Below are 13020 nucleotides of genomic sequence, written 5' to 3'. Positions count from 1 at the left end.
AAAGCCGTTTGTCTCCACCCGCGTAGCGGGTGGTTTAAAGCTGGCCGCTGCGCGGCCAGCAGACTAAAGTCTTGAATGCAAAAAGGGATCCGTCCATTACGGACGGATCCCTTAAAACAAGTGATCGTCAAACCAATTTACTCGGCGTCGGTCTCCTCGTCCTTCTTCTCGGAAGGCAGCGGGGTAACCTCGATCTCGACGCCCAGAGTCTCAGCAGCAGACTTCATGGACAGGGAGATACGACGACGGTCGAGGTCGATCTCCATGACCTTGACCTGAACCTTGTCGCCCACATGGGTGACCTGAGAAGGCTGATCGACGTGCTTGTTGGCCATCTCGGAGATGTGCACCAGGCCCTCGATGCCCTCGCCCAGGTCGACGAAAGCGCCGAACGGGACAAGCTTGGTCACAGTGCCCTCGACGATAGCGCCGACGGGGTACTTCTTGACCAGTGCACGCCACGGATCCTCGGTGGTCTGCTTGAGACCCAGGGAGATGCGCTCGCGGTTGAGATCGACGTCGAGAACCTCGACCTCGACCTCCTGGCCGACCTTGACAACCTCGGAAGGATGGTTGACGTGGTTCCAAGAGAGCTCGGAGATGTGGATGAGGCCGTCGATACCGCCGAGGTCGACGAAGGCGCCGAAGTCGACGATGGAGGAAACGGTGCCCTGGAGACGCATGCCAGACTTGAGCTTGGACAGGATCTCGGAGCGCTCAGCCTTACGGGACTCCTCGAGCACGACGCGACGGGAGAGGACGACGTTGTTGCGGTTGCGGTCCATCTCGATGACGCGGGCCTCGATGCGGGTGCCCATGTAGGAGGTGAGGTCCTTGACGCGACGGAGGTCGACGAGGGAAGCGGGCAGGAAGCCACGCAGGCCGATGTCGAGGATCAGGCCGCCCTTGACAACCTCGATAACCTCGCCCTCGACGTTCTCGCCAGAGTTGAACTTCTCCTCGATGCGGTTCCAAGCACGCTCGTACTCGGCACGCTTCTTGGACAGGACCAGACGACCGTCCTTGTCCTCCTTCTGGAGAACCAGAGCCTCGATGGGATCACCGAGTGCAACGATGTCTGCAGGGTTAGCGTCCTTGCGGATGGACAGCTCGCGGACCGGGATAACGCCCTCGGACTTGAATCCGATGTCAACGAGCACCTCGTCATGCTCGATCTTAACGACAGTGCCGTTAACGAGATCGCCCTCATCAAAGTCGGTAATCGTACCGTCGATGAGGTTGTTCATCTCCTCCTCGTTGACATCGTCAAGAGAGAAAATGGACGAGTTCTGAATCTCACTCAAAGGTGGACCCCTTTCGAACTACGGGGCCCCGATTGCTAGGACCTACAGAAGGGTGCGACAAGCACACAACGTTTAGGAACACTCGGGAGCCGACAGATACTAATGTGACGCTTATGCAATCACGTTCGTATAGGTTACGGGGAAATCATTTCGATTTCAAGCGTGAACTGCGATTTTTTACTCGTATGGAGACTTTTTCGCAATCTTGTGGACGACCGTCTCCATAAGTTGACGATAGGCAGTTAGGCATACGGCTTTGGGGTAAAGTATCCGGAGCCAACGATTCTGGAACGATTTATCGAGAAAGGTGCCCGCGTGCTCAAAGCAGTCGTTTTCGATATGGACGAGACGCTTCTTAGCATCAACCTCAACGCGTTCATCCTTCGCTATTTTAAGGATGTCTCGTCGATGCTCGCGGATATCGGGCGCCGCAGCCGCGGTGGCACGATGGCACGCCTCGGCACCATCCTGGTCGACCTCAACGCCAACCGCCGAAGCGGCACGGACAACCGCACCAATCTTGAGTTTTACCAAGAAGAGGTCGAGCGCCGATGCGGGATCTGCCTCTCCGATCCCCTCATCTACGAGGCGTTTACCTACTATGACCGCGAAGTTCTTCCGTACAAGAACGACGATGTCATTAACGCCCACGCCATGCCGGGCGCACACGCCGCGCTCCAGGCCGTACATGACGCAGGGTTGCGCTGCGCGCTCTTTACCAACCCCAGCTTTCCCCAGGGCGCCATCGAGTGCCGCATGGGTTGGGGCGACCTGGCCGACGCTCCCTTTGAGCTCGTCACGCACATGGGAAACACCACCCGCTGCAAGCCCGATGCCACCTACTATCAAGAGCAGCTTCAGGTGATGGGACTCGAGCCACACGAGGTCCTTATGGTGGGCAACGATCCCAAACGCGACTTCCCGTCCCCCGATTGCGGCATCCAAACCGCCTTTGTGGGCCAAGGCAAGCCCAGCCGAACCACCTGGCGCGGAACCATGGAAGACTTCGCCCGTGACTTTAACGCCGTAGTAGAAGCCTTCTACGAACACCAAGTAGCCGACGAACTGTCCTAGCACACTTGGGTTTTGCCGATCATGATATTGAGGATCTCGACGTCGGTGTCCTTCATGCCCACGCGGCCTACGTAGCCCATACTGGCGATCGTCTGCTCAACGGTATCCTGGATCAGGCCCTCGCCGGCGCGGAAGCCGCGACCCTGCATGGCCATATCATGGCCCAGAATCGCCGCATCGACGGCAGCCGAGATCTTGGCGGCACAGCTCGCTTTGGCGCCGTCGCACACGATGCCGCCCACGTTACCGAGCGTATTCGAGACCGTCGCGCCAATCTGCTCGCGCGTGCCACCGCACAGCCAGGTAATCGCGGCGCCGGCGCCGCACGCGGCGCAAATAGCACCGCAAAACGCCGAGAGCGCACCAATATAGCTCTTGATATGCACGGCGATAAGATCGGACAGCATCACGGCGCGCACCAGGCGCTCGTGGTCGCAACGCAGGTACTCGGCATACTCCATGACGGGCAACGCGCAGGTAATACCTTGATTGCCCGAGCCGCACACAATGGCGACCGGCAGCGCGCAACCGTTCATGCGGGCGTCGGACCCGGCGGCTGCACGGGCACGGGCACGGCAGGCGACGTCATCGGCACGAGCACCCAGCAGCGTACGACCCACCTCGGCGCCCCAAGCGTGCGCAAGGCCCTCGGCACTGATTGCGCCATTCAGCTCAATCTGACGCTCAACGGCAGCCCGGGCGTCCTCAATGTCACCGTCCTCGATAAAGTCGATGATGGTCTCAATCGACATGGGCGTATCGGCGTTATCTGCCGCCCGCTCGGCCACGACGCGCTCGGCGCAGGCGGCACACTCCCCCGCCGACTTGCCGCATACCGGAATACCATCGAGCGTATGGCACGTGACATTAGTGTGGTGATCGGTAATCTCGACGACCGCGGTATGGCCCCCGGCCGTCGCAGTCACCTTGATGTAGAGGTTGGGCACACCCTCGACAAGCGACACATCGCAGTAGCCGGCGTCGGCGAGGAGCTCGGCCACGCGAGCGCGGTCTTCATCGTTAACGCTCTCGAGCACCTCGAGCGCGCTCTTAGCGTCGCCGCCCACGGCACCCAGCACGGCCGCCGCTTCAATACCGTGCATGCCGCCCGAGTTGGGCACGGTCACGCTCTTGACGTTCTTGATGATATTGCCCGAGCAGGCAACATCCATATGATCGGGTTCGCAACCGAGCGTCTGACTCGCCAGCGCCGCTGCATAGGCAACGGCAATGGGCTCGGTACAGCCGAGCGCGCAGACAAGTTCGCGGTTCAAAACATCGCAAAACGCGGCATCACGGATGGAATCGGTAGGCATAGGTATCTCCTGCTTGCATAACGGGCTGGGCTCTCATAATAGTTAGCTCCTTTATTTGATAACAATGCATCAAAAACCGCAACCATGGTTCCGGCAGACGGCGCTCAAGCGCAAACTGACGACATTCATTCACAAGAAGTCGGTCTTGTTGCCTGCTAAAGCGTTTGACCAAAAAACGCTCGAGCGTTTACGCAAAAGTCGCGCTATTATGCAGTCGAACGCGGTAAACACCTTTAGCATTTGCGCCGCACAGACCAGAGAGGAACCATCCATGAAGATCGGTATCGGTAACGACCACGCCGCCGTCGAGCTCAAGAACATCATCTCCGAGCACCTGAAGGAGCGCGGCTGCGAGGTCGTGAACTTTGGCACCGACACCTCCGAGAGCTTTGACTACCCCATCGCCGGCTACAAGGTGGGTAAGGCCGTTGCCAACGGCGACGTCGACCTGGGCATCCTCATCTGTGGCACCGGTGTCGGGATTAGCCTGGCTGCCAACAAGGTCGAGGGCGTACGCGCCGTTGTGTGCTCCGAGCCCTTCAGCGCCAAGCTCTCCCGCATGCACAACAATACCAACGTGCTCGCCTTTGGTGCCCGTGTCGTGGGCTCCGAGCTCGCCAAGATGATCGTCGACGAGTGGCTCGACGCCGAGTTTGAGGGCGGCCGTCACGAGCGTCGCGTTAACCTCCTCAACGAGATCGATCACACGCGCGGCCTCAAGGTCGTCGACGAGGCCTAAACCACTCAGTGCCACAAGCTAACAGCAGGGGCCCGCTCGGAACTCATGACCGAGCGGGCCCCTTCATAGATTTTGGAATAAAAGGGCGCCGCGGATGGAGTTCCGCGGCGCCCAAGCCACACGCTAACAGCTTTAAGGAGTCAAAGCTGGTTTAGCCAAAGAAGCGCTTGATCTCGATCTCGGCGTTCTCCAGGCAGTCGGAGCCGTGGATCACGTTGGCGTTGACATCGACAGCGAAGTCGCCGCGGATGGTGCCGGGGGCAGCATCAAGCGGGTTGGTAGCGCCCATGAGGGTGCGCATCTTAGCAACAGCGGAGAGACCGGAAACGACCATCTTGACGACCGGACCGCTCGTCATAAAGTCGCAGAGACCGCCAAAGAAGGGCTTGTCGGCCAAATGGGCGTAGTGCTCCTCGACGGTAGCGCGCTCGAGCGTGGTCATCTCCATGCGCTCGATGACAAGGCCGCTGCGCTCAATGCGAGCAACGATCTCGCCGATCTTGCGGTCGCGCACGGCGTCGGGCTTAATCATGATGAAGGTCTTCTCGATAGCCATAAGGTAGCCTTTCAAGTAGGTTCGCGCGTGCCCAAGTCCCATTCCGGCACCCGCCTGGACTGCATCGTAACAGAGTTTTAGCTGCAGTTAAACAAAAAGCTGTTTATTGAAACGTTACAATTTATTGAAGCGTTCCATATGTGTCACTTCTGTTTCGAAGCTCGATTAGAGTACCATCCGACTGCCCATCAACCGCATCAAGCAGAGCAGACGGTCGGTTGCCGCCCGCGAACGTACCCCCTTCACAACCTGCCCAAAGGTCCTACAGAACTTCTCGACAAGCCCCTCCCCCATAGCAACAAAATACGGACCCCCACATCAGCAGACGCCAGTAAAGCAAAAAACGATTCCTCAATAAATGGCAAAAACGGCTTCAGCCAAACCTCTACTTTGCCCCGTGACCCATCTCGACGACCTTGGTCAACGATCCAAAAACGCCTTCGTCGGCAACGAGTTGTGCCTCGGCACGCTGCAGCTGCACGGCAACGGCGGCAGGGGCGGTACCGCCCTCGGTCGTTCGCGCAGCAACGATTGAGGGGATGTCGAGCGCCTCGGTAATGTCGCGCTCAAAGAGCGGGCTTGCCTCCTGGAACACCTCAAACGGCAGGTCCTCAAGATTGCAGCCGCGCTTCTCGCACATCAGGACCAAATGGCCCACCACGGCATGTGCCTCGCGGAACGGCAGACCACGCTTAGCCAGGTAATCGGCAACATCGGTGGCGGCGAGGTGTCCCACGCCGCACTCGCGCGCCATGGCATCCTCGTTGACGGTCCAAGTCGAAATCATACCGGCCATAACCGACAGGCACTGCATGAGCGTATGGGCGGTATCGAGCGCGCCCTCCTTGTCCTCCTGCAAGTCCTTGTTATAAGCGAGCGGCAAGCCCTTCATGGTCACGAGCAGCTGCACCAGGTTGCCATAGACTCGGCCGCTCTTGCCGCGGATAAGCTCGGCAAAGTCGGGGTTCTTCTTCTGCGGCATGATGGACGAACCAGTGGAGTAAGAGTCGGAAAGCGTGATAAAGCCAAATTCGGAACTCGACCACAGCACGATCTCCTCGGAAAGACGCGACAGGTGCATCGCCATGACGGAGCCGGCGTAATGCAGGTCGAGGAGGAAATCACGGTCGGAAACCGCATCGAGCGAGTTGGGAATCACGCCCGCAAAGCCAAGTTCGGCAGCCGTCATCTGGCGATCGAGCGGATAGCTCGTACCGGCAAGCGCAGCGGCACCCAGCGGGCAGTTGTCGGCAGCATCAAAGGCGGCCTTCAAACGCGTAAAGTCGCGCGCGAACATCCAGGAATACGCCAGCAGGTGATGCGACAGCAGCACGGGCTGAGCATGTTGCATGTGCGTGTAGCCCGGCAGAATCACCTTGTCGTACTTCTTGGCCGCATCCACCAGCACATGGCGCAGCTCAAGATTGGCCTCCATGAGCTCCTTGGCCAGCGCCTTGACGCCCAGACGCGTATCGGTCGCCACCTGATCGTTACGCGAACGCCCGGTATGCAAGCGCTTACCGGCCTCGCCGATGCGGCGCGTCAGCTCGCTCTCGATGGACATATGAATGTCCTCGTCGTTGATATCGAAGGTGAAGTTGCCGGCATCGATGTCCTGCTCAATTCCACTCAGACCCTCGGCAATCGCCCGCTCGTCCTCGGCACTGATGATGCCCTGGGCCGCCAGCATCTTGGCATGCGCCTTAGAGCCGGCGATATCCTGCTTATAGAGATGTTTGTCGACCGGCAGCGACGCGCCAAACTCCTGCGTGACCTCGGCCACGCCCGCCTCAAAACGACCGCCCCAAAGAGCCATGGAACCGTCTCCTTTCTCCAAATACCAAAACAAGCGTCCAAAGCAATGTGCCCTGTCGCTAAAGCGATTTATCAACCGCTAGTTTTACACACTCCCTGCCGCGCGCGGGGCCATGTGGTTAATTTGCAAAGAAGTGACGCACCATGCACTTGGCGCCCAACGTCTCCCTCCGGATGTTGCCTTGCGAACCATCGATCCAGGCCTTCAGGCTCATAGGAACGTCCTCGACCTTTACAGCATCGAACTCGGGCGCGAGGGCAAGCAAAGCATGCGCGATAGCATTAAACATAGTGGATACTCCTCATATATATAGGCGCAGAGCCGCCAAATTGATAGAAGGAGCCCCGCCGGACAACCCCGGCGGGGCTCGGACTCAGCCGCAGACGCGGCATCATATATGCGGGCGGAACGTAGGGGCCACCGATGTTAAGAAGTGTCAGCAAGCATAACGAAAGGTAGGGACCCCGTGCGCCCGTTATGTATCACGCGGATGGGCCGCGCGGATACCAAGGGAAGGAGGCGCTAGGCCTGGGCGGCAGCAGAGCTGGGGCCCTGGACCTTTGCCCACGTCTTGAGCGACAGCGTATCGATCTCGATAAAGCCGGCGCTGGCTTTCTCGTCAAACGTGGTGTCGCGATCGTAGGTAGCCAGACCGTAGTCGTAGAGGCTGAAGGGACTCTTGCGGCCGACGACATGGCAGTTACCCTTAAAGAACTTCAGGCGGACGGTGCCGGTAACGAACTTCTGGGTATCGGCCATAAAGGCATCGAGCGCGTTTTTGAGCGGGCTGTACCACTGGCCGTTGTACACGGCGGTGGCCCAATCCTGCTCGAGCTTGATCTTGGTCTTGAGCAGGTCGCCCTCGACGCAGATGTCCTCGAGCGCCTTGTGGGCGGTGATGAGCGTCAGGGCGCCGGGAACCTCGTAGCACTCGCGGCTCTTAAGGCCCACCAGGCGATCCTCGACCAGATCGAGACGGCCAAAGCCATTGTCGCCGGAGATCTTGTTGAGGGCGATGACGATCTCGGAGAGTTTCATCTTCTTGCCGTCGACGGCGACGGGCTTGCCGGCTTCAAACTCAATCTCGGTGTAGGTCGGGGTGTCCGGCGTGTCCTCGGGGTTCTTGGTCATAACCCAAGCGTCGTCGAGCGGCTCGTTCCAGGGATCCTCCAGGTGGCCGCACTCAATGGCACGACCCCACAGGTTGTCGTCGATAGAGTAGGGGTTGTCGTTGGCACCCTCGGGAACCGGCACGTTGTGGGCGTGGGCATAGGCGACCTCGTCGGGACGGCACTTCAGGTCCCACTCGCGAACCGGGGCGATAACCTTGAGCTCGGGGTCGAGGGCCTTGACGGCAGCCTCGAAGCGGACCTGGTCGTTACCCTTGCCGGTGCAGCCGTGGGCGACGTAGGTCGCGCCAAACTCGTGAGCGACCTCGACAAGCTTCTTGGCGAGCAGCGGGCGAGACAGGGCGGAGAGCAGCGGGTACTTGTTCTCGTACATGGAGTTTGCAGCGATGGCCTTAGTCAGGAACTCATCGGAGAACTCGTCGCGCAGGTCGAGCACCTGGCAATCGAGAACGCCCAGGTCGAGCGCCTTCTGCTTCTTGGCATCCAGTCCGGTCTCTTCCTGGCCCACGTTGCCGCAGACGCAAACGACATCGAGATTCTTCTCGTCCTGGAGCCACTTGACACATACGGATGTATCAAGACCACCGGAATATGCGAGAACGACTTTTTCCTTGCTCATGGCTGTTTCCTTTCGCCCTTGGTAGCTAGTTAGAACATCGGTCAGTTGCAAGTCATTTCAAGGTCATATACCGTGCAATATCAGGTTAAATAGCAAAAATCAGCACATACATGCCCTAGAAACATGCAGCAATGTCGTGCTAAAACCCAACGACCTCAAAATGACTCTGTTGAGGCAATTCGCCCCATGCGGACAGAGACGATTGTTATCGTCGTCGGGAAATTGCGCGCTGGCGTCGGATGGCATTGTCTGCAGTGGTGATGATCTTTACGAACTGCATCTGCCTCTCCTTTCACGTATCGCCGGGCGCAATTCAAATATCGTAAACGGTACCTTTTACTCGGTAAGCGGTTGTTTTTCCGTCTCCGTTTTCGATGGTCGCTATATTACGCTAAAGTGCCCGCAGCACAAGCGACAAATTCAAATTTCTGAAAAGTTTTTTCATTACTTTGTGAAGCGTGGTGCAAATACGCACCATTCCTGCGAAAATACGCTCGACTACTAGTTGATGGTTATAACGTCTGAAACAATCTCGAAACGAAAGGCGCTTTTTTATGCAAACTTACGAATCGGACGCCAACATCGGCAACATTAAGATTCTCGCCGTCGATATGGACAAGACGCTGCTGACCGACGAACGTGTGCTGCCCCAGGGTCTTGATGAGCGCCTGGACAAGCTCGCCGACGCCGGCATCGTATTCTGCCCCGCCAGCGGACGTCCCGCCCCCAAGCTCGAGGAGATGTTCGAGGGCATCAAGAACCGCCTCGCCTTTTGTCCCGACAACGGAGCGTGCGTGATCTATCGCGGCAGCTATATCTATAAGAGCAATATTGACGTGGAGCTGTATCAGCAGGTCTTGAACCGTGCCTCGGAGGATCCTCGCGCTGTCCCCGTCCTGTGCTGCTTCGACGAGTTCTACGTGCTTGCCCGCGACCATCAATACCACGACGAGATCAGCGTCTACTACAACACAATCAACTACGTCGACAGCTTTGAGGGCATTGATTTCGAGTCCAACAAGATTTCGGTCTTCTTCCCCGGCTACGACGCCGAGCCCGCTTTCCGCGAGACCTATAGCCCCGAGTTCTCGGACAAGCTCTACGTCACCAACGCCGGGCGCGAGTGGATCGACTTTATGAACCTGGGCGTCGACAAGGGCGCCGGCGTCGCGCACCTGTGCGAGCACCTGGGCATCGATATTGCCGATGCTGCCGCCGTGGGTGATACCTACAACGACATCCCCATGCTGGAGCGCGTCGGGCATAGCTTTATCGTGGACAATGCCGAGGAGCATATGAACGCGCATGCTAAGTGGCGCATTCCGAGCAACAACGACGGGGGCGTACTGACGCTCATCGACGCCATCTTGGCGGCTCGGTAACGTAGCTCATCGGACCTGGCCGGGCGAGGCGGGCAAGTTTTTCGCTCGGTCAGGTCCTGGGCTCGCTCGGAAAGCACATTAAGTGCTTTCCGGCTCGTGCGGAATCTACGAAAAACTTGCCCGCCTCGCCCGGCCAGGTCCTTGGGTGACTTGCTTGCCGCATGGATGGCGTCTTGGCGCCTAGATACTTTGGCTGAATTTTATTGAACGAAGGACGCTCCTTGTTGATGAGGGGCGTCCTTCTGGTTTTGTATTACTTTGGAATTGTGGTCATGCCCTTACTTGGCGTCTGCCCAGGTCACTCCAGTCGAAGCTTCGGCGATTAGGGGGACGCGGAGGTCCACTACGTGCTCCATGACGTCGCGGACCATGGCGATGAGGCGCTCGACTTCGTCGATGGGGCACTCAAAGTCCAGTTCGTCGTGCACCTGCAGGATCATGTGGGCGGCAAAGCCCTCTTCTTCCAGGCGGCGGCTTACGCGGGCCATGGCGATCTTGATGATGTCGGCCGCGGTGCCCTGCATGGGATGGTTCATGGCCGTGCGCTCGCCAAAGCCGCGAAGTTGCGGATTTTTGGCCTTGAGCTCGGGAATATGGCGTCTGCGGCCATACATGGTCTCGGCGTAGCCCGTCTGCTTGGCACGTGCCACCACGCTGTCGAGGAACATACGCACGCCCGGATAGGCCTCGTAGTAACGGTCGATCATGTCGCGTGCCTCGACCATCGAGATATGCAGCGACTGCGACAGGCCGTAGGCCTGCTGACCATACACGATGCCAAAGTTCACGGCCTTGGCGCGACTGCGCAGGTCGGGCGTTACCTCGGACACCGGCACACCGAACACGCGCGCCGCCGTCTCGGCATGGAAGTCCTCGCCCTCGTTAAAGGCGCGCACCAGGTGCTCGTCACCCGAGAGATGTGCCAGCAGACGCAGCTCGATCTGCGAGTAGTCCACCGCCAAAAAGACGCTTCCCTCGCCTGCCGAAAACGCCGTCTTGACGGTACGACCCAGCTCCGAGCGCGTCGGGATGTTCTGCAGGTTCGGGTCGCTCGAGGACAGACGCCCCGTTGCCGTGATGGTCTGGTTGTACGTAGTGTGTACGCGACCGTCACCACGGCGTAGCGGGCCCAGCGTGTCCAGATAGGTGGACTTGATCTTAGACTTCTCACGCCAGTCCAAGATCAGACGCACGATTTCGTGGTCACGCGCAAGGTCGCTCAGCACCTTGGCGTTGGTCGAATAATAGCCGCGCTTAGTCTTCTTGAGGCCCTTGGTCGGAAGCCCCATCACATCAAAGAGCACGTGCGACAGCTGCATGGGACTGCCAATATTAAAGGTCTCGTCACCCGCCAGGTCGCGAATACTGCGCTCAACCTCGGTAATCTGGGTCGCCAGGCCCTCGGACAGACTGCGCAGGCGATCGGGGTCCACGAGCATGCCCGCGCGCTCCATCTTGGCAAGCACCGGCACGAGCGGCATCTCGATGCCATCGAACACGTTGGCGGCGTTCTCGCGGGCCATGCGGTCGCGCAGCGGTGCGACCAGCGCCAGCGTCAAGGCCGCCGTGCGAGCGGCGGGCGCCGGAGCGTCCTCACCGGCACCCCCTGCACCGCGCGCCGCAGGCAGCGCCATCTGCAGATACGTATCGGCCAGATATGCCTCATCGAACTCGGAGCGATCGGAATCCAGCAGATAGGCAGCGACAACGGTATCGAAGATACGCGTGGAATCGGCAGCGAGCGGATCCATGAGCTCGGGCTCAGAAGAATCGATGGGCGAAAGCTCGTGCAGCAGCGCCTTCGTATCCGGGCTCGCCACGCGGCCCTCCATAAACAGACGCGCGAGCACGCCGGCAATCACGCCGTGGACGAAGTTGAAGCCCTCAACCTCAGCCGCCGCACAGCTGTCGCCCTCCTCGAGCGCGAACAGGCCCTTGGACGTCGCCAGCCACAGCGTGCGCGTCAGTCCAAAGAGCGCGCCCTCTTCCTTGTCGTCGTCCACCACGGCGGCGACCCACTCGCCGGCATCAATCGCGCGGGAGACCTCAGCCGCAACGGCACCAAGCGCGTCAGCATCGCCGGCGGCTGAGCGAACCATAGCAGGTATCTCAAACACACTGGAGGCAGCAGCCCCGCCCTCGCCGCCGATCAGCGCCAAGAAACGGTTCTGCATGGCGGTGATACCAAGCGTACCCAGCGCCGCGGAAACCTCATCGGCAGAAAACGCCGGGAAGGACGTCGCCTCAAAGTCGAGCTCGACGGGCGCATCGGTGTGAATTGTCGCAACCTTGCGGCTCAGTAGTGCGTCATCGATGTGTGCACGCAGGTTCTCGCCCATCTTGCCCTTGACCTCGTCGGCATGCGCGATGACTTCGTCCAGGCTACCGTACTTCGCAATGAGCGCACTCGCCTTTTTGGGACCGATGCCCGGTACACCGGGGATGTTGTCGGACGTATCGCCCTTTAGACCGTAAAAATCGGGCACGAGCGCCGGCGTAATGCCGTGATACAGGTCGTCCACGCTCTCGGGCGTCATGATCGCCACGTCAGACAGGCCCTTGCGGGTCGAGACCACGTTGACGTGCTCGGTCACGAGTTGATACATGTCGCGGTCGCCGGTCACCAGTAGCATGTCGCAGCCGGCCTGCTCGCCCAGGCGCGCCATGGTTCCCAGGATATCGTCGCCTTCCCAGCCCTCGGACTGCAGAATCGGCACGTTGAGCGCGGTGAGCAGCTCCTTAATCATAGGGAACTGCGCATGCAGATCGGGGTCCATGGGCGGGCGTTGCGCCTTATACTGTGGCAGCATCTCCATGCGCACGCGCGGCTTACCCTTGTCAAACGCCACGACCACACCGTCGGGGTTAAAGGCATCAATCATCTTAAGAAACATGTTCAGAAAGCCAAAGATCGCGTTGGTGGGGCGACCGTCCGGCGCGTTCATGGTCGGCGGCACGGCGTGAAAGGCGCGGTGCATGAGCGAGTTGCCGTCGATAACGGCAAAAGTGCGGCGCTTGTCAGACATATTAAATACCTCGCTTTGGGCTGGGCACGGTTTGCTCACTCCAGTTTACACGCTCCCC

The 13020-nt window shown here is 59.3% G+C and carries 10 protein-coding genes; 3 read left to right on the top strand and 7 right to left on the bottom strand.

The window, feature by feature from the left end; genetic code table 11:
- Window positions 1–137: 137 nt before the first annotated feature.
- The gene (rpsA, locus tag ABCN01_RS08745; protein ID WP_022095232.1) at window positions 138–1304 is read right to left on the bottom strand and encodes a 30S ribosomal protein S1; all 1167 of its coding nucleotides are present in this window, start codon (window positions 1302–1304) and stop codon (window positions 138–140) included.
- A 315-nt stretch (window positions 1305–1619) separates the two neighbouring features.
- On the opposite strand from rpsA, the gene ABCN01_RS08740 reads away from it, so the two are divergent.
- A complete protein-coding gene (locus ABCN01_RS08740; RefSeq protein ID WP_342997047.1) occupies window positions 1620–2378 on the top strand; it encodes an HAD family hydrolase in 759 nt (252 codons plus the stop codon).
- Here ABCN01_RS08740 and ABCN01_RS08735 read toward each other — a convergent pair.
- Complete coding sequence (locus ABCN01_RS08735) at window positions 2375–3694, bottom strand: L-cysteine desulfidase family protein (RefSeq protein ID WP_342997046.1); 1320 nt, start codon at window positions 3692–3694, stop codon at window positions 2375–2377. The genes ABCN01_RS08740 and ABCN01_RS08735 overlap by 4 nt on opposite strands.
- Window positions 3695–3965: 271 nt before the next feature.
- On the opposite strand from ABCN01_RS08735, the gene rpiB reads away from it, so the two are divergent.
- Window positions 3966–4433, top strand: a complete 468-nt coding sequence (rpiB, locus tag ABCN01_RS08730) for a ribose 5-phosphate isomerase B (RefSeq protein ID WP_006234151.1) — start codon at window positions 3966–3968, stop codon at window positions 4431–4433.
- A gap of 151 nt (window positions 4434–4584) precedes the next feature.
- On the opposite strand, the gene ndk is transcribed toward rpiB, so the two are convergent.
- The 4 genes from ndk to ABCN01_RS08710 all read right to left on the bottom strand — a co-directional run bounded on the left by ndk (window position 4585) and on the right by ABCN01_RS08710 (window position 8554).
- A complete protein-coding gene (ndk, locus tag ABCN01_RS08725) occupies window positions 4585–4989 on the bottom strand; it encodes a nucleoside-diphosphate kinase (protein ID WP_006234152.1) in 405 nt (134 codons plus the stop codon).
- Between the two features lie 385 nt (window positions 4990–5374).
- The gene (gene argH / locus ABCN01_RS08720) at window positions 5375–6805 is read right to left on the bottom strand and encodes an argininosuccinate lyase (RefSeq protein ID WP_342997045.1); all 1431 of its coding nucleotides are present in this window, start codon (window positions 6803–6805) and stop codon (window positions 5375–5377) included.
- A gap of 118 nt (window positions 6806–6923) precedes the next feature.
- Complete coding sequence (locus tag ABCN01_RS08715; RefSeq protein ID WP_342997044.1) at window positions 6924–7094, bottom strand: hypothetical protein; 171 nt, start codon at window positions 7092–7094, stop codon at window positions 6924–6926.
- A gap of 233 nt (window positions 7095–7327) precedes the next feature.
- Window positions 7328–8554: an argininosuccinate synthase gene (locus ABCN01_RS08710; RefSeq protein ID WP_035138001.1), complete on the bottom strand. Its 1227-nt coding sequence runs from the start codon at window positions 8552–8554 to the stop codon at window positions 7328–7330.
- Window positions 8555–9108: 554 nt separating this feature from the next.
- Here ABCN01_RS08710 and ABCN01_RS08705 point away from each other — a divergent pair.
- The gene (locus ABCN01_RS08705) at window positions 9109–9936 is read left to right on the top strand and encodes a Cof-type HAD-IIB family hydrolase (RefSeq protein ID WP_117746767.1); all 828 of its coding nucleotides are present in this window, start codon (window positions 9109–9111) and stop codon (window positions 9934–9936) included.
- A 278-nt stretch (window positions 9937–10214) separates the two neighbouring features.
- On the opposite strand, the gene polA is transcribed toward ABCN01_RS08705, so the two are convergent.
- Complete coding sequence (gene polA, locus ABCN01_RS08700) at window positions 10215–12962, bottom strand: DNA polymerase I (protein WP_342996996.1); 2748 nt, start codon at window positions 12960–12962, stop codon at window positions 10215–10217.
- Between the last annotated feature and the right edge of the window lie 58 nt (window positions 12963–13020).

The sequence above is a fragment of the Collinsella aerofaciens genome, assembly GCF_039062365.1.
GTDB lineage: Bacteria > Actinomycetota > Coriobacteriia > Coriobacteriales > Coriobacteriaceae > Collinsella.
This window is presented reverse-complemented; position numbering and strand designations above follow the sequence as displayed.